Origin of the sequence: Pimelobacter sp. 30-1, from assembly GCF_018831735.1 — a bacterium.
In the GTDB taxonomy this organism is placed as follows: Bacteria; Actinomycetota; Actinomycetes; order Propionibacteriales; family Nocardioidaceae; genus Nocardioides.
In genome coordinates this window covers 772,372-790,137 of the sequence record NZ_NHTS01000006.1, presented here as the reverse complement: position 1 = coordinate 790,137, position 17,766 = coordinate 772,372, and the positions used below count along the sequence as shown (strand labels likewise).

Sequence of the window (17,766 nt, the reverse complement as noted above, 5' to 3'; positions counted from 1 at the left end):
GCTGCCGGTGCTGACGCTGGCGGGGTTGATGGTCAGGGTGACCGAGGAGGCGGCGGGGTTGGTGGTGTCGATGTGGGCGGTGGCGGTCCAGTCGGTGAACTGGCCGCGGACCTTGGTGACGACCGCGTGGCGGGCGACGAAGCCGAGGCGGCTGTGGGCGGTGTCGAGGGTGTAGTCGCCGCTGATGTCGGTGAGGGCTGGGGATTCGCTCATCGCTCCACTATCGGCCGGTACGACGCCCCGGCACCCGGCCGCCGCGGAACCGTGCGCAAAACGCCGGAAGTCAGCCGTTCTCGCCCTCGTCGCTCTCGCCCTCGTTGCTCTCGCCCTGCCGGCCGCGCCGGGCGAGCCACACGACGGCCCCGGTCGCGGTCCCGCCCCCGCCGAGCAGGAGCGCCAGCCACCACGGGAACCCCGCCGGCGCGCGGTCGGCGCCGGACCCGAGGATCGCCGTCCCCGCGGGTGGAGTGGCCGGGGCGTCGACCCGGTGCCCGCGGACGAGCAGGCGGTGGCTGTTGACGCCGATGGGCGCGCACGTGACGAGGGTGAGCAGGTCGGCGCCGGGCTCGATGCGCAGCGACTCGGTCTGGTCGGGCTCGACGGTCTCGACCCCGTCGACCTCGTAGTACAGCGTCTGGTCGAGGACGTTGACGGCGAACAGGTCGCCGCGCCGGGCCTCGTGCAGGTCGTCGAAGAGCTTGTGCACGTAGCCCGAGTGCGAGGTCAGCACCGCGTGGCTGCCGGCGCCGCCGACCGGGAGGCTGGAGCCGAAGAGGTGGCCGGCGCCCTTGGTCAGCACGGACGGCGCGGTGCCGTGGTAGATCGGCAGCTGGATGCCCAGGCGGGGGTAGGAGATCCGCCCGATCACGCCACCGGCGTCGGCGAGGGCGAGCTGCTGCTCGTAGCTGCCGGGGTCGAGACCCGGCGCGGTGTCGCGGCTCGTCCACGGGTCCTGGAGCCGGCCGTGGGGGAGCGAGGCGTTGTAGCGGCGGGCGTCCTCGAGCAGGCGCGAGCGCGCTGCGGGTGCGGTCTGCTCGACCTCGCGGGCGTAGCCGGTGACGGCGTCGCGGTGGCCGATGTCGGCGTACCAGGTGGCGGCGGCGGGATAGAGGAGCAGCCCGAGGCCCGCCCACACCATCACCACGACGACGAGCAGGTCCCACCGGACCCGCGCGCGCGGACGGCGCACGCGGGCCGGTGGGGTGCGCAGGGACACGGTCGCTCAGGCCTCCACGCCGGTACGACGACGGCCGCGGACCACCGCGACCAGCACGCCGCCGCCGAGCAGCAGCAGGCCGAGCAGGGTCACCAGTGCGGTGCCGCCGCCACCGGTGAGGGGCAGCGTCCAGCCGGCGTTGTGGGGCACGTTCTCGATCGAGATGGTGACCGTGCTCGGGTCGTCGCTGGTCACGTCGACCTGGACCGGCTCGGCGAGCAGCTCGAAGCCGTCGGGGGCCTTGGTCTCGACCAGCCAGTACGAGCGGTAGTCGGGGTCGCCGATCTCGAGCGCGCGGCCGTCGGCATAGCCGGAGTAGCGCAGGCCGCTGATCACCGCGCGGCCGTCGGCGCCGGTGGTCCAGGTGTCGACGCCGTCGATGACGATCGGGTTGCGCTGGGCGCGGGCGTCGGCCTCGCTGGCGTAGACCTGGAACTCGGCGCCGGCCAGCCGGTCGCCGGCGGCGCGCAGGGCGGAGCCGCTGCTACCCGGGGTGGCCTCGACCTTCTCGATCACGATGACGCCCCAGCGGCTGTCGACCGGCGGGGTGACGATCGGTCCGCCGGGCTCACCGGGCCGGTGCTCGGTGCTGGCCTCGTTGGGATAGACGATCGCCTCGTTGGTGATCGTGCCGGCCGCGTTGGCCGCCGTGGTGATGACGACCTCGACCTGGGCCTCGGTGGCGTTGGCGGCCAGGATCGCCCGGCCGGCGGCGGTGAACTCGACGGTCACGGTGTTGGTCGCGGCGTCGAAGGCGATGGTGTAGTCGGTGCCCTCGCTCAGCGCGGCGTCGTTGGTGAGCCGGACGGTGGTCGACTTGTGGTCGAGGCGGGTGTCGAGCTTGTCGACGATCCGGTAGAGGTCGATCTCCTCGACCCGCGGGATGTCGGCCTTGATCGTCCAGGTCACGTCGTCGCCGAGCTTGACGCTCGCGCTGTCCTCGACGCTCTTGGTCGCGCTGGTGACGGCGTTCTTGGGATAGACGTGGACGTCGTAGAGCCAGGTGTCGCGCTCGGTCGGGTGGGTCAGCGGGAGCGTCACCAGGAACGGCTTCGACGGCGTCACGCCGGCCGGGTAGGCGGTCTCGGTGACCAGGTAGAGCCCGAGCGGCAGCCCGGTGAGGCTGACATCGCCGTTGACGTCGGTGACGCCGGTGCGCCCGGGCGTCTCGGCCCGTGCGGCCGCCTGCTCGGTGCTCAGCGACGCAGCCTCGCGCCAGCCGGCGTTGGTGGTCAGGTCGATGTCGGCGACCCGCTGGACGGTGAACTCGACGCCGGCCAGGGGCTTCTGGCCGGCCGTGTCGGTCTCGAGACCGTCGGCCGGCGGCCCGAAGTCGTCGGGCTGCTCGAGCTTGTGGATGTGCAGGGACGCCGTCGCATCGGGGTCGATGTCGACGACCGGGGCCGCCTGGGCGGCGCCGGCGCCGAGGCCGATCCCCAGCAGCATCATCAGGACGGTGCTCAGCACGCGTCGCAAGGTGGTCGGCACGGAAATTGCTCCTCGGGTTGGGTGGGACGGGTACGCGGGTCGATCAGGGGGTCAGGCACGGTGGGGTCGGCGGCGGGCCAGCCCGGCCGCGGCGCCGAGCACGAGCAGCGCGCCGCCGAGCAGGCGCAGGTGCTCGGAGCCGCTGCCGCCGGTGGCGGGCAGGGTGAGGGTCGGTGCGGACGTCGGGTGCTCGGTCGTGCAGCCGTCGGTGCTGCCGCCGGGCGCGCACCGCTCCGGCGGGCTCGCGCCGTCGCCGGTGACGACATTGCGCAGGGTGCGCGCCCAGGCGTCGTCGTCGACGCGGACCTGGTAGCGCAGGCGCGCGGACTGCCCGGCGCCCAGCCGGAACGGGGCGGTGCGCAGGGTGGTCCCGGTCGGGTCGGGGACCGCGGTCGGCGTACCGCCGTCGATGGTGAGGCTCGCGGATCCGGGTACGAAGGCGGCGCTGTCGAGCACGCCGCTCAGGTCGTCCTCGAGCACCGCGTCCGGTACGACGCCCCGGCGCACCGAGGCGTCCACCAGGTAGGTCACGACCTCGCCGGGCCGCACCTCCGCGCCGCTCGTGGGCTCGGCGCGCTTGCCCACCGTCCAGGCGGCGTCCTCGACGGGGTTCTCGGTGCAGCTCGTGTCCGGCGTGCACGGCGGATCGGTCGGGTCGCCGGGCACGACCAGGTTGCGCAGCACCCGGTCGCCGAGGTCGGCGGACCGGTCGACGCGCACCTGGTAGGTCACGGTGCGGGTCTCACCGGCCGGCACCGAGCCCCCGATGCGGAGCCGGTCGCCGTCGAGCGCCGCGCGCAGCGGGGCCTGCGCGTCGATCGAGCCGGGTACGAGCGTCGCGTCGTCGAGCACGCCGGTGAGCACGTCGGTGTGGTCGACCGCGGCGGCCCGGCGTCCGGCGGTGTTGTCGAAGCCCAGCGTGTAGCGGACGAGCTGGCCCGGCGAGACCGCCGTACCACTGGCCGGGTCGACGCTCTTGGTGACCACGATCGGCCGTTCCACCGGGGTGTTGACGAAGCGGCAGGTCAGCCGGGTGCTGGCGGGGAAGGACGCGATCCGGATCGTGCTGCCCGTGCCGGTGGCGTACGTCGCCGCGGTGTCGGCGTTCGTGCAGCGCCAGGTGGTCGTGTAGTCGGCCAGCCCGCCGCTGCGGGTCGCGGTCTCGCGCAGCTCGTAGGTGGCGCCGGTGAACGCGGGCGAGGGACCGGCGGAGTCGGGCTGGAGGCCGGTCGCCGTACCGGAGGTGGTGGCGGTGGCCGTGGTGCTCTCGCCGCCGTCGGTGATCCGGTGGATGCTCAGCCGGAACTGGTCCTCGGGCAGGTCGCGGCCCACGACCTCCTTCTCCAGGCGCAGCGTGCCGGGGGACTGGCAGGAGGCGAGGTCCGAGCCGAGGTTGAGGTTGGTCTGCACCAGGCGCGAGATGGGCCGCAGCGTGTTGGGGTCGAAGGTGCGGTGGCTGGTGACCGCGGTGCTGGCGTTGGCCGCCTGGACCACGATCGCGCCGGTGGAGTCGAAGGCGATGCCGTTGTAGGACATGCCGGTCGGCGTCTCGATGGTCTCCGAGACCGCCGACGGTGCGATCGGGTCGCCGTTGCGCGGTGCCGCCTCGACGCGCTCGCGGCTGACCGAGAGCAGCTGGGACCTGCCGTCACCGGAGTAGAGGAAGTAGAAGTTGCCCTGGTCGTCGAAGTCGATGTCGCCGTTCATCGAGCCGTTGGCGACCACCGAGCCCGCGGGCATCGCGATCGTCGCCCGCAGCGCGACACCGCTCGCGGGCTTGTACTCGAAGACGTCGATCGCCCAACCGGCGGGGAAGCGGGCGTCGCGCGGGCGCTCCTGGACGTTCATGAAGTAGTAGGCGCCGTTGCTCGGGTGCACCGCGCCGCCGATGGTCTTGAACGTCTTCTGCTCGCCGGTGCTCGTGCGGCGCCCGGAGTCGTACCAGTAGTCCGTTGCGACCCGGGTGCCGCTGGTCGCGCCCGGCGCCATCCGGTAGATGTCGACCAGCCAGCGGTCCTGGGCGGCGTTGGTGGCGCGGACCACGCGCGGCTGCAGCGCGTAGAAGGTGCCGTCGGGTGCCACCCCGAGCGCGTTGGCGGGCCCGTAGGAGCTCGCGGTCGGCGACGCGGGGCCGTTCTCCCAGGGCCGGGTGATGCCGAGGGTGCCGACCTGGGTCAGGGTGCTCGGTGGCGTCGGCGGGGTGCCGCTCATCTGGGCGCGGCCGATGGTGCCGTCGACCGTGACGGCGTAGTAGAGCCCCGGCGTGCAGTACGGCGTCGGTGCGGGCGCCGCTGCCGCCGCTCCCGCCGCTCCGGCCGACGCCGTCGCGCCGGGCAGGGCGAGGAGCCCGGCCCCGGTGAGCAGGGCGAGCACGAAGGCGCGCAGGCGCGCTCGGGAACGCGGTGCGACAACAGGACGGCGCATGCGAAGGAAACCCCCAGGGGACGTCGGCGACAGGTACTGCGGGTCGTCCGTCTGCGCTGAGGTCCACCCGCCCGGGCAGCGGCGCGGCCCGGGTTCCACCACTGTCATCGGCGGTCGGGGAGAACGAAAGCCAGGACCGGGGGGTGTTCGCAATTCGTAGATGCGGGCCGCTGGATCGACGTTTTGCGAACACCGGCCCGGAGGGTGCTTCCGTCCCGACCCTCCCGTCGTTCTCATGGTCGAGGGGGGACGGATGAGTGACAGTGGTGCGCGCGCGGGGCGTCTCGACGAGGCGGTGCCCGCGCGCTATCTCGAGGTGACCGGGATCGAGGCCTGGGCTGACGCGTGCAGTCGCGCCTACGTGCCGCTGGCGGTCGACATCGCGAGCCCGAGCGGGCCGCAGCCCGCCGCGGGGGCCCAGGTGCGCGGCGCGGTGCGCGAGCGGGTCCTCGGGACCGTGGGGATCACCCAGATCGGCTCCACGCCGGCCACCGTGACCCGCACTGAGCGGTCGGTCCGCAGTGATCCGCGTGAGGTCTTCATGTTCGCGGTGTTCCTCGGCGGCGGCGGGACGACCGTGCAGGCCGGCCGGATCGCCCGCTACGGCCGGCGCAGCGGGTTCCTCATGGACGGCGACCGGCCCTACAGCATGCGCTTCGAGGAGGGCAACGATCTGCTGGCCCTGCGGTTGCCGCGTGCCCGGCTCGCCGCCGCCGACCGGACGCTGCGGGGGATCACCAGCACCGCCGTCCCGGGATCGTGCGACACGCTCAACGTGCTCCGCCGCTACCTGGCCGGGCTCGTCGCGATGCGCCGCCCGGTCGCGGCGCACGAGGTCGCCACGCACGAGGAGATCGCCGTCGAGCTCGCCAACGCGCTGGTCCACGAGATGGTCTACCCCGAGCGCTCGATGCCGGCGCTGAGCGGGGGAGCGCTGGTGGCCAGCGTGCGCTGGTTCATCGACCAGAACTACGCCGACCCCGGGCTGAGCGTCGACGACATCGCGCGCCGGTTCATGATCTCGCGGCGCTACCTGGAGAAGCTCTTCGCCGCGATCGACGACGGTGCCCCCGCGGCCTACCTGCGCCGGCAGCGGCTGCGGCGCGCGGCGGTCCGGCTCGCGGCGTACCCGCAGATGAAGGTCGAGAGCATCGCCCGCGAGGTCGGCTTCATCGACGTCAACACCTTCGCGCGTGCCTTCCGTCGCGAGTTCGGGGCCAATCCCCGGGTGTGGCGCCGCGACCGCGGCCGTACCGGCGCTGCGCTGCTGCCCCCGGGTCGGGCCCGGCCGCTGCTCACCAGCCTCGACGAGTTCGACTGGTCGGCCTGAATCGTCGTTTTGCGAACAGGTCGCCGGCGTTCGTGGCGTCGTCCCCGGCCGGCTCGGAATCATCCGTCCCATCGCAGCGGTTCTCGGCGACTGGCGGATGGGGGCGCAACACCATGGCGACGTCTGGTGCTCGGCTGGTACGACGGCGTTGGCTCGTGCTCCTCACCTGCCTGCCGCTTCTCGTGGCGGGTCTGGCGGCACTCACGGTGACCAGCGCGCCGCGGGCCGCGGCCGCCCCGGCGCTCGACTGCAGCCAGGTCTACGGGCTCCAGATCCCCTATCCCTACACGATCTGGCGGGTCGACACGATCACCGGAACCCAGACCTCGGTGGGCCGGATGAACTGGTCCAACCAGACCTACGCCTTCAACGCGATGGGCATCTCCGGCGACGGGGGCGCGGTCTACGCGGTGCTCGCCACCACCAACCCCAGCGACGGCGACCAGCGCTACGTCGCGACCTACACCCGCGCCACGGACTCCTACCGGTTGCTCCGGGTCGCCAACGGGGTGCGCTACACCCACGGCGCGTTCAACGCCGCCACCGGCATCTACTACTACGGCGGGGTCGACTCCACGGGCATCTGGATCTACGGCTACAACCCGACGACCAACGCAGACCTGGGTCTGGTCGCCCGTGGCCCGGTGCCGATCGGCAACAACGGCGACATGGCCTTCGACGCCCAGGGCAACCTCTACGTCTCCACCGGCGACGGCAACGGCAACAACGCGGTCTCGGTGATCAAGCAGGACCTGCCGACCGCGCGCGTCGGCACGCCGCTCGCGCTCCAGGCCACCGAGCTGGCCCGGGTCCAGACCACGGCCGGGCAGCCGATCGTCGGCCTCGCCTTCGCCGGCACCGGCTACCTGCACGTGGCGAGCCGGGCCACGATCTTCCAGATCAACCCCACGACCGGCGCGGTGGTCCACAGCGCCCCGATGCCCGACGCCAACCGGCTCGGCGACCTCGCCTCGTGCGCGGCGCCCAACACCGTCGAGGTGGCCAAGGACTTCCCGGGTGGGCGCAAGAACCCGGGTGACCAGGTCACGCTCTCGGTCACCGGCGGCGGCATCACCCGGGCCAACACCGCGACCACCGCGGGCAGCGCCGACGGCGTCCAGCCCCAGGTGGCCGGTCCGGTCCTCGCCCTGACCGGGACCCGCTACACGATCTCCGAGACGGGGGCCGGCTCGGGACTGCCGGACTACCGCAGCCGCTGGACCTGCGTCGACCAGAACGCCGGCGACGCGGTGATCGCCTCCGGGACGGGCACCACGGGCAGCTTCGTCATGCCCGACGGCGGCACCGACGGCGTGGCCGCGCTGTGCACCTTCAGCAACGAGGCGCTGCGCCCGGCGCTGAGCATCGACAAGAGCGCCGACCGGCCCGAGCTCGTCGCCGGCGAGACGATCACCTACTCCTTCGAGGTCACCAACACCGGCAACACCCCGCTGCGCGACATCGCCGTCGACGAGACCTCCTTCGACGGCGCGGGCGACCTCTCCACCGTGACGTGCCCGGCCGGCGACCTCGCCCCGACCGCGACCACGACCTGCACGGCGACCTATGTCGTCCAGCAGGCCGACGTCGACCGCGGCCGGATCACCAACGCCGCGACCGCCACCGGGACGCCGACCACCGGCGGCGCCCCGGTCACCTCACCGCCCGACGAGGTGAGCGTGCCCCAGGAGCCGGTCCCCGCGCTGAGCCTGGTCAAGACCGCCGACCGTCCTGAGGCCCAGCGCGCCGGTCAGGTGCTCACCTACTCCTTCCGGGTCACCAACACCGGCAACGTCACCCTGCGCTCGGTGACGATCGACGAGACCGCCTTCAACGGCAGCGGCGCGATGTCGGCGGTGACCTGTCCGGCGGGCCCGCTGGCCCCGCGCGCGAGCGTGACCTGCACGGCGACCTACGAGGTCACCCAGGCCGACGTCGACACCGGCGCCCCGCTGGTCAACACGGCCACCGCCGCGGCGACCACGCCCGGTGGCGAGCGGGCCGTCTCGGGGGAGTCCTCCGCGACCGTGCGCGTGCCCGCGGACCCCGAGCTCGACCTCGAGAAGGTCGACCGGATCGACCTCGGTCCCGACGGGGTGCCGACGGCCGGCGACGTCATCACCTACACCTTCTGGGTCACCAACCGCGGCAACGTCACCATCGACCAGGTCGCGATCGACGAGCAGGAGTTCACCGGCACCGGCGCGCTCTCGCCGATCGACTGCCCCTCGACCGGTCCGCTCGCCCCCGGCGAGCAGCTGAGCTGCACGGCGACCTACGCCCTCACCCAGGCCGACATCGACGCCGGCAAGGTCGACAACACCGCGGTCGCGACCGGCACCGACCCGAGCGACTCCCCGGTCACCTCGCCGCCGTCGACCACCGGTGAGCCGATCGAGAACGCGCCGCGGCTCGAGCTGGTCAAGACCGCCCTCCCGGTGGCGGCCTCCCGCGCGGGCGAGGTGGTCAGCTACCAGTTCAAGATCACCAACACCGGCAATGTCACCGTCCACGACGTCGGCGTCGACGAGCAGGCCTTCTCCGGGCTCGGCGCGCGCCCGGACGTCTACTGCCCGCCCGCCGCAGCGTCCCTGCGCCCGGGTGTCTCGGTGACCTGCTTCGTGCGCTACACGCTCACCCAGGCCGACATCGACCGCGGCCAGGACCTGACCAACACCGCCCGGGCGAGCGCGGCCGACCCCGACGGCGACCCGGTGCAGTCCCCGCCGAGCGAGGCGATCGTCGACCTGGCCGAGGAGCCGTCGATCACCATCGCGAAGTCCGCCGACACCCGCACCCTCGCGCCGGTCGGCAAGACCGTGCGCTACTCCTTCGTCGTCACCAACACCGGCAACCTGACCCTGCGCGAGATCGCCGTCACCGAAGGCACCTTCACCGGCGCCGGGCCGATGTCGGCGATCAGCTGCCCGCCGGTCGAGGCACTGGCCCCGGACGCCTCGATCACCTGCACCGCGACCTATGTCGTCCAGCAGGCCGATGTCGATCGTGGCACGCTCGACAACTCCGCCACCGCCGGCGGTACGCCGCCGCACGGACCGGCCGTCACCTCCGAGCCGAGCCGGGCCCGGCTCACCGAGGCGCCCGCGCCGCGGCTCAGCATCGACAAGCGCGCCGACCGCCAGGTGGTCACCCGGGCGGGTGAGGTCATCGCCTACTCCTTCGTGGTCACCAACACCGGCAACGTGAGCCTGCGCGAGATCACCGTCGCCGACACCGGGCACAGCGGCACCGGCGACCTCTCGGCCGTGGTGTGCCCGGCCGAGCCGGCCGTGCTCATCCCGGGCGCCTCGACGACCTGCACCGCGACCTACCCGGTCACCCAGGCCGACATCGACGCCCAGACACCGCTGACCAACACCGCCACCGCCGGCGGCACGCCGCCCCAGGGCGGCCCGATCACGTCTGCTCCCGACGAGGTCGAGGTCGACGTGGTCCAGGACCCGGCGCTCACCCTGACCAAGTCGGTCACCCCCGACGACGCGCTGCGGGCCGGCGAGACGCTGACCTACACCTTCGTGGTCACCAACTCCGGCAACACCACCCTCCACGACGCCGACGTCACCGAGACCCAGTTCACCGGGGCTGGCCGGCTCAGCGAGATCACCTGTCCCACGAGCACGCTGGCGCCCACGGAGCAGATGACCTGCGCGGCCACCTACGTGGTGGAGCAGGCCGACGTCGACGCCGGGCGGGTCTACAACGCGGCCAACGCCTGGGGCCGTGACCCCCAGGGCGGCGAGTACGGCTCGGGCCCGGCGGAGGCCGCCGTACCTCAGGCGGCGCAGCCGCGGCTGAACCTGGTCAAGTCCGCCGACCGCGACGAGATCACCGCCGCGGGCCAGCCGATCACCTACACCTTCGCGCTCACCAACACCGGCAACGTCACCATCGCCGACTGGCACGTCGACGAGGTCGCCTTCGACGGCTCGGGCACGATGAGCGCACTCACCTGCCGTCCGGCCGGAGGCCCGTTGAGCGAGCCGGGTCCGCGCCTGGCGCCGGGCGAGACGGTGCTGTGCACGGCGACCTACGTGACGACCCAGGCCGACGTCGACCGCGGCGGCCGGCTGATCAACACCGCGGTCGCGGGCGGCACCGCGCCCGACGGGGCGAGCGTCACCTCGGGCCGTGACAGCGCCTCGGTGCCGGTGACGCCGAGCCCCTCGATCGCGCTGACCAAGTCCGCCGACAAGACCGAGCTGGTCGCGGGCGAGACCGTCACCTACTCCTTCGTGGTGGCCAACACGGGCACCGTCACGCTGCGCGAGGTCGTCGTGCGTGACACGTCGTTCTCGGGGTCGGGCGCGCTCTCGGCGATCAGCTGCCCGGTGACCACGCTGGCGCCCGGTGCCCGGACGACGTGCACGGCGACCTACGAGGTGACCCAGGACGACGTCGACGCCGGCACCCTCGACAACCGGGCCACCGCCGCCGCGGTCCCACCGGGCGCCGACGAGCCCGTCGTCTCGGCGCCCTCGCAGGTCGCGATCCCCGCCGACCAGGCGCCCGCGCTGACCCTCGACAAGTCGGTCGAACCGCGCCGCGACGTCGTCGCCGGCACCCGGCTGACCTACTCCTTCCGGGTCGCCAACACCGGCAACGTGACGCTGCGCGAGGTCGCGGTCACCGAGGGTGACTTCTCCGGTACCGGCGCGCTGTCCGCGATCACCTGCCCGGCCGGGCCGCTGCTCCCGGGCGACGCGACCACCTGCACGGCGACCTACGAGGTCACCCAGGCCGACGTCGACGCCGGCTCGCTGACCAACACCGCGACCGCCGCTGCGACGCCGCCGCGGGGCGACCGGCTCACCTCGGCGCCCGACACCGAGGTGCTCCCGCTGCCGCCGGCGCCCGCGCTGAGCCTGGTGAAGTCCTCCGACGCGACGGACCTGCGCGTCGGTCAGGTGGTCACCTACGCGTTCGCGGTCACCAACACCGGCACCGTGACCCTCACCGACGTTGGCGTCGCCGAGGGCGCGTTCTCCGGGTCCGGAGAGCTGTCGCCGATCAGCTGCCCGCCGGGTGCCCTCGCCCCGCAGGCCCAGATCACCTGCGTGGCGACCTACACGGTGACCCAGGACGACGTCGACGCCGGCACGCTCACCAACACCGCCACGGCCCACGGCACCCCGCCGACCGGCGACCCGGTCGCCTCGCCGCCCTCGTCGACGACGGTCGAGGCCCCCGGGACCGCCGCCCTCACGCTGGTCAAGAAGGCCGATCGCACGGTGCTGCGGGCCGGCGAGACGGTGACCTACTCCTTCGAGGTGACCAACACCGGCACCGTACGACTGCGCGAGGTCGCCGTGACCGAGACCGCGTTCTCCGGGACCGGCAGGCTCTCCGCGATCGCCTGCCCCGGCACCGCGCTGGCGCCCGGCGAGTCGATGACCTGCACGGCGACCTACGAGCCCACCCAGGCCGACGTCGACGCCGGCGCGCTCACCAACACCGCGACCGCGGGCGCGACGCCGCCGCGCGGGCCGGCGGTGAGCTCACCGCCGGCGCGGGTCGACGTACCGGTGGCGCCGGCGCCGTCCCTGAGCCTGGTCAAGCGTGCCGACGCCCGCACCATCGGCGTCGGTGACCGGATCACCTACTCCTTCGTGGTGACCAACACCGGCAACGTGACGCTGCGCCAGGTCGAGGTCCGCGAGGAGCGGTTCTCCGGCTCCGGCAGGCTCGGCACGGTGCGCTGTCCCGCGCTCGGCGCCGGACTGGCGCCCGGCCAGCGGATCGTCTGCACGGCCGGCTACCGGGTGACCGCGGCCGACGTCCGTGCCGGGGGCCTGCGCAACGTGGCCTCGGCCCAGGCCGCGGCCGACGGCGCGCGGACGCCGACCGTCAGCGGACGCTCGGCCGTCGACCTGCCGCCGGCACCCGCCCCGGCCCCGGCCGCTACGCCGACCGACGGGGGCGGCGCTCTGCCCGCCACCGGGTCGCCGGTGGGCTGGCCGCTGCTCGCGCTCGGCGTTCTCCTGACCCTGCTCGGTGGAGCGGCGGTCCTCGTCGGCCGGCGCTTCTGCTGAGAGCAGAACACTCCGCGAGGGCCCCGGACGGGCCGATCCGCCGACCTACGATGAGGCATGGCCGAGGAGCAGAAGGCAGCGGAGCCGCTGTGGCGTGACGTGCTGGGACGACGACTGCGCGACCTGCGCCGCGAGCGAGGCGAGACGCTGACCGAGACCGCGCAGCGCGCGGGCATCTCGCCGCAATACCTCTCCGAGATCGAGCGCGGCATCAAGGAGCCCAGCAGCGAGATGATCGCCGCGGTGGCCGGCGCGCTCGGGCTCACGCTCCTCGACCTCACCGCGGCGATCACGGGGGACCTCTCCGTCGTCCGGTCCGGTGACGGGCTCCGCTCGGTGCCGGCCGGGACCTCGGCCTCGGTCTCGGTCCTGGCGCTCGCCGCCTAACCCGACAGCGCAAGCGGGTCGCGCTCCTCGATGACGTGGTCGAGCAGCCCGTAGTCGCGGGCCGCCGTCGCGGTGAACACCCGGTCGTGGTCGGTGTCCGCGCGCAGGGTGGCGGTGTCCTGGCCGGTGTGGCGCGACAGGATCCGCTCGATGTCGGCGCGCACCCGGACCACCTCGTCGGCCTGGAGGATGAGGTCGGGGATGGCGCCGCGGCCCTGCGCCGCGGGCTGGTGCAGCACGATCCGGGCGTGGGGGAGTGCGGCCCGCTTGCCCGGGGCGCCGGCCGCGAGGAGCACCGCACCGACCGCGATCGCCTGACCCACGCAGGTCGTCGCGACCTGGGGGCGGATGTACTGCATCGTGTCGTGGACGGCGAGCATCGCGCTCGGGTCGCCGCCCTCGCAGTTGATGTAGAGCTGGATGTCGCGCTCGGGGTTGTCGGCCTCGAGGTAGAGCAGCTGGGCCACGAGGGTGTTCGCGACGCCGGCGTCGATCGCCGTGCCGACGTACACGACGCGCTCGGTGAGCAGGTGGGAGTAGACGTCCATCACCCGTTCGCCGCGTGGGTGCTGGGCGATGACGTTGGGGACCAGGTAGCTGTTCACCGGGCGGCTCCCGTCGCGAAGGTGCCGAGCCCGACCGGGCGCCGGTGCGGCGGTACGACGGCGTCGAAGCTGGTCACGACCTCGTCGATGAAGCCGTAGTCGAGGGCCTGCTGGGCGGTGTACCAGCGGTCGTGCAGGGAGTCCTCGAAGATCCGGTCGAGCGGCTGGCCGGTGTCGGCGGCGATGAGGGCGAGGACCGTGTCGCGGGTGTGGCGCAGGTCCTGGGCCTGGAGCTCGATGTCGACCGCGGTACCGCCGATCCCGGCCGATCCCTGGTGCATGAGGACCCGGGCATGGGGCAGGGCGCGCCGTCGTCCCGGTTCGCCGGCGGAGAGCAGGAACTGCCCGGCACTGCACGCGATCCCCAGCGCCAGGGTCGAGACCGGGCAGGGGACCAGGCGCATCACGTCGCGGATGGCGAGCATGGCGGGCACCGATCCGCCGGGGGAGTGGATCCACAGCGCGATCTCCGCGGTGGGGTTCTCGGCCGCCAGCGCGATCACCTGGGTGGCCAGCAGCATGCCGTTGTCGTCGTCGAGTGCGCCGTCGAGGACCAGGACGCGTTGCTGGTACAGCTCGCGTCGCGCCCGGTCGTCGAAGAGGCGGGGGCCGTTGTCGTTGCTCATGACGCCACCCTCCGCGGAGCCGACCGCCCGGACCAGGCGATTCCGCCCACAGCGGCGGCGCGCTGCTCACAGCAGCGGGGCGGCGACTCACTGCGGCGGGGCGGCGACTCACTGCGGCGGGGCCGCGACTCACTGCGGCGGGGCGGCGAACCGTCGCTCCCGGAGCAGCGTGGCGGCGGCCAGCGCCCCGAGCGCGAAGCCCGCTCCGAGCAGGCTGGACGCCACCCAGCCGCCCGCCGCATAGGCGGCGGCCGTGGTCGCGGCGCCGAGCGCCGACCCGAGCGAGTAGAACACCATGTAGCCGCCGATGACGCTGCTGGACCGCCCCGGGTAGGCCTCGGTGAGCCGGTGCTGGTTGTCGACGTGGACCGCCTGCACGGCGTAGTCCAGGAGCACCACGCCGGCGCCGAGCACCCACAACGACCACGGCGCCTGGGCGATCGCGAGCCAGGACCCGACCAGGACGACGAGCGCGGTGCGGACCGCGGTCGTGCTCGCGGTCGTGGTCCGGGCTCGGCCGGTCCGGGCCGCGCCCAGCGCGCCGGCCAGTCCGGCGAGGCCGAACAGCCCGACCTGCGCGGAGGTCAGGTGCCAGGGGTCCGCGGTGAGCGGCAGCGCCAGTCCGCTCCACAGCGTGCCGAACGAGGCGAACAGGAAGAACACGACCAGTCCGCGCGCGACGAACAGCCGGTCGCGCAGGAGCCCGCCGAGCCCGCCGCGCACCCGCCCGGCCGACCTGTCCCGCGGGTCCGGTGGCAGCACCAGGCGCGCGAGCCCGGCCAGCGCGAACGTCGCGAGCGCCAGCGCGGCGTACACGCTGCGCCAGCCGGTCAGGTCGGCGAGGAGCCCGGCGAGCAGCCGTACCCCGAGGATGCCGAGCACGACGCCGCTGGTGACCAGCCCGATCGCGTGACCGCGCTCGGCGGCGGGCGCGAGGTCGGCGGCGTACGCCACGGCGATCTGCACGACGACGGCGAAGAGTCCTGTCGCCGCCAGTCCGGCGAGCACCAGGCCGGTCGAGCCGGCGAGGGCGACGACGGCGGTGCCCGTGCCGGTGAGCAGCAGGTGGCCGACCAGGAGCCGGCGCCGGTCGAGCAGGTCCCCGAGCGGGACCAGGACGACCAGACCGACGAGGTAGCCGAGCTGGCCGGCGGCGACCAGCCAGCCGAGGGTGCCGCCGCTGATCCCCAGGTCCGTGCCCATCGCGACCAGGACCGGCTGGGCGGCGTAGATCGTGGCCACCGCGACGGCTCCCACCGCGGCGAGCAGGAGGGTGCGGGTGCGCGCGGAGGTGGTCATCAGGCTCCTTTGAGTTTCAGATTGCAACTGTTCGTGCTCAGGCTAGGCGAGGTATGGTTGCGATCTGAAACCGAAAGGGGTGGGCGACGTGGCCGGCAAGATCGACGGGATCGACGGGACCGACTGGACCGACCCGGAGTGCCCGGTCGCGCGGACGCTCGACCTGGTGGGCGACCGGTGGAGCCTGCTCGTGGTGCGCGACGCGATGGACGGGGCACAGTCGTTCGGCGACTTCCAGCGCCGCACCGGCATCGCGCGCAACATCCTGTCCGACCGGCTGCGCAAGCTCACCGAGCGCGGCGTGCTCGAACGCCGGCCGGGGCCGACCGGCAAGCGCCCGGTCTACCTGCTCACGCCGGCCGGCCGCGACCTGTTCGCCGCGGTCGTCGCGCTGCGCCAGTGGGGGGAGCGGCACGCCTTCGCGGTGGGCGAGGCGCACTCGACGCTGGTAGACGCCGCGGGGCGACCCTTGCCCGCACTGGTCCCGGTCGACGTGGGCGGTCAGCCGCTCGCGGCCGACGGGGCGCGCGTCGTACCGGCGGGGGCTTGACTTCAGGTCCACCTGAACCGGGAGCATGATTCCCATGCACCGTCACCACCACGACCACCAGCACGACGAGTCCCCCGAAGCCCTCCGCGAGGCGCTGAGCGCTGCCTTCTGGGACGAGCGGTACGGCGGCACGGACCGGGTCTGGAGCGGCCGGCCCAACCAGCGGCTGGTCGAGCAGGTCGCCGACCTCACGCCCGGTACGGCGCTCGACGTGGCCTGCGGCGAGGGCGGGGACGCCGTCTGGCTGGCCAAGCAGGGCTGGCAGGTGACCGCCGTCGACGTCTCCGAGGTCGCGCTGGCGAAGGTCGCCGCGCACGCCGAGGACGAGGGTGTCGGCGACCGGATCAAGATCGGCTTCTACGACGCCCTGGGCGACCCGCGCCCGGCCGGACGGCACACCTTCGACCTGGTCACGGTGAGCTTCCTGCACGTCCCGCTCCCGGACTTCCCCGCGATCTACCGCGGCATCGCCGACGCGGTCGCGCCCGGCGGACGCCTGGTGGTCACCGCGCACCACCCCGAGGACGTCGCCACCGGCGCCCGGCACGACCACGGTCCCGGCCTGATGTTCGAGCCGGACCGGGTGCTGGCCACGCTCGGCGCCGACGACCCGGACGGTCCGTGGGAGGTCGAGGTCGCCGCCACGCCGACCCGTGAGCAGGCCACCGAGGACGGTCCGCTCGCCGTGCGCGACACCGTCGTCCGGCTGCGCCGGATCGGCTGAGCTTTGGGGAACCTTCTTACGCGCCCGCGCGTTCCCCCGGTAACACGCCTAGACTGAAGGCGGAGGGGCAGCCATCGTGGCCGCCCAAGCAGACTCACGACAGCCTGCGGAGGAGACCATGCAGAGCAACAACCCGGTGTTCCGGCGTTCCGAGGAGTTCAACCGGAGCGGAGCAGCCGCCTACCAGGGCTTCGGCCAGGCGCCGCAGAACGGCTACGACGCCTACGGCCAGCCCGGCACGATCACCCCCGAGGCCCCCACTCGCCAGGGCCGGATGACCATCGACTCGGTCGTCCAGTCCACCGCGATCACCCTCGGCATCACCGTCATCGCCGCCGCGATCACCTGGTTCGTCACCCCCAGCGTCGCCGACGACCCGAAGGCCGCCCTTCCGGCGCTCTCCGGCGCGGCGATGGTCGGTGCCGGCCTGGCGTTCGTCCTCTCGCTGGTCAACTCGTTCAAGCGGGTCGTCAGCCCGGCGCTGGTGATGGCGTTCGCGGTCGCCGAGGGCGTCGCGCTCGGCGCGATCAGCAAGCTCTACGACGCCGCCTTCGGCGCCGACTCGGGCAGCTACGGCGGCATCGTCATGCAGGCCGTCGTCGGTACGTTCGCTGCCTTCGCGGGCACGCTCGCGGCGTACAAGTTCTTCGACATCAAGGTCGGCCAGAAGTTCCGCACCTTCGTCGTCGCCGCGATGTTCGGCATGGTCGCGCTCGGCCTGATGGAGCTCGTCCTCAGCCTGTTCCACTCCCAGCTCGGCCTCTTCGGCTTCGGTGGCCTCGGCCTCGTGTTCTCGGTCGTCGGCCTGGTGCTCGGTGTGTTCATGCTGATCCTGGACTTCGACTTCATCGAGCAGGGCATCGCCAACGGCATCCCGGAGCGCGAGTCGTGGCGGGCCTCGTTCGGCCTGCTCGTCAGCCTGGTCTGGATCTACACCAACCTGCTCCGGATCCTCGCGATCCTCCAGCAGGACTGATTCATCTGGGCCGAGCGTGTCGGCGCTTCGCTTGACACGCTGCCGGCCTCGCGGTCGAAGGCCGCTCGGTGCATGGTCACCGGGCGGCCTT

Annotated in this window: 13 protein-coding genes; 6 read left to right on the top strand and 7 right to left on the bottom strand. The window is 73.3% G+C overall.

Going from position 1 to position 17,766, the window contains the following annotated elements; genetic code table 11:
- The 4 genes from CCO04_RS18660 to CCO04_RS18645 all read right to left on the bottom strand — a co-directional run.
- On the bottom strand, positions 1 to 213 hold a 213-nt coding region (locus CCO04_RS18660), incomplete at its 3' end, for a YceI family protein (RefSeq protein WP_215815604.1).
- Between the two features lie 70 nt (positions 214 to 283).
- A complete protein-coding gene (locus tag CCO04_RS18655) occupies positions 284 to 1,216 on the bottom strand; it encodes a class C sortase (protein ID WP_215815603.1) in 933 nt (310 codons plus the stop codon).
- Between the two features lie 6 nt (positions 1,217 to 1,222).
- Entirely contained in the window at positions 1,223 to 2,704 is a 1,482-nt protein-coding gene (locus CCO04_RS18650) for a SpaH/EbpB family LPXTG-anchored major pilin (RefSeq protein WP_308281339.1), read from the bottom strand.
- Positions 2,705 to 2,755: 51 nt separating this feature from the next.
- Complete coding sequence (locus CCO04_RS18645; protein ID WP_215815602.1) at positions 2,756 to 5,128, bottom strand: isopeptide-forming domain-containing fimbrial protein; 2,373 nt, start codon at positions 5,126 to 5,128, stop codon at positions 2,756 to 2,758.
- A gap of 253 nt (positions 5,129 to 5,381) precedes the next feature.
- On the opposite strand from CCO04_RS18645, the gene CCO04_RS18640 reads away from it, so the two are divergent.
- The 3 genes from CCO04_RS18640 (at position 5,382) to CCO04_RS18630 (ending at position 12,895) form a co-directional block, all read left to right on the top strand.
- Positions 5,382 to 6,458: a helix-turn-helix domain-containing protein gene (locus CCO04_RS18640; protein WP_215815601.1), complete on the top strand. Its 1,077-nt coding sequence runs from the start codon at positions 5,382 to 5,384 to the stop codon at positions 6,456 to 6,458.
- A 113-nt stretch (positions 6,459 to 6,571) separates the two neighbouring features.
- Entirely contained in the window at positions 6,572 to 12,508 is a 5,937-nt protein-coding gene (locus CCO04_RS18635) for a DUF11 domain-containing protein (protein WP_215815600.1), read from the top strand.
- Between the two features lie 57 nt (positions 12,509 to 12,565).
- Positions 12,566 to 12,895 carry a helix-turn-helix domain-containing protein gene (locus CCO04_RS18630; protein WP_215815599.1) on the top strand — a complete coding sequence of 110 codons (330 nt, stop codon included), beginning with the start codon at positions 12,566 to 12,568 and terminating at the stop codon, positions 12,893 to 12,895.
- On the opposite strand, the gene CCO04_RS18625 is transcribed toward CCO04_RS18630, so the two are convergent.
- The 3 genes from CCO04_RS18625 to CCO04_RS18615 form a co-directional block, all read right to left on the bottom strand.
- Complete coding sequence (locus tag CCO04_RS18625) at positions 12,892 to 13,500, bottom strand: ClpP family protease (protein ID WP_215815598.1); 609 nt, start codon at positions 13,498 to 13,500, stop codon at positions 12,892 to 12,894. The genes CCO04_RS18630 and CCO04_RS18625 overlap by 4 nt on opposite strands.
- On the bottom strand, positions 13,497 to 14,126 hold the full coding sequence (locus CCO04_RS18620; protein WP_215815597.1) for a ClpP family protease: 630 nt from the start codon (positions 14,124 to 14,126) through the stop codon (positions 13,497 to 13,499). Before CCO04_RS18620 ends, CCO04_RS18625 begins: the two co-directional genes overlap by 4 nt.
- A gap of 129 nt (positions 14,127 to 14,255) precedes the next feature.
- Entirely contained in the window at positions 14,256 to 15,425 is a 1,170-nt protein-coding gene (locus tag CCO04_RS18615) for an MFS transporter (protein WP_215815596.1), read from the bottom strand.
- A gap of 88 nt (positions 15,426 to 15,513) precedes the next feature.
- On the opposite strand from CCO04_RS18615, the gene CCO04_RS18610 reads away from it, so the two are divergent.
- The 3 genes from CCO04_RS18610 to CCO04_RS18600 all read left to right on the top strand — a co-directional run bounded on the left by CCO04_RS18610 (position 15,514) and on the right by CCO04_RS18600 (position 17,675).
- Positions 15,514 to 15,975 (top strand): helix-turn-helix domain-containing protein, encoded by a 462-nt coding sequence (locus CCO04_RS18610; RefSeq protein ID WP_308281338.1) that lies wholly within the window; start codon positions 15,514 to 15,516, stop codon positions 15,973 to 15,975.
- A gap of 34 nt (positions 15,976 to 16,009) precedes the next feature.
- Positions 16,010 to 16,699: a cyclopropane-fatty-acyl-phospholipid synthase family protein gene (locus CCO04_RS18605; protein ID WP_215815595.1), complete on the top strand. Its 690-nt coding sequence runs from the start codon at positions 16,010 to 16,012 to the stop codon at positions 16,697 to 16,699.
- Positions 16,700 to 16,817: 118 nt separating this feature from the next.
- Positions 16,818 to 17,675: a Bax inhibitor-1/YccA family protein gene (locus CCO04_RS18600; RefSeq protein ID WP_215815594.1), complete on the top strand. Its 858-nt coding sequence runs from the start codon at positions 16,818 to 16,820 to the stop codon at positions 17,673 to 17,675.
- Positions 17,676 to 17,766 lie beyond the last annotated feature (91 nt).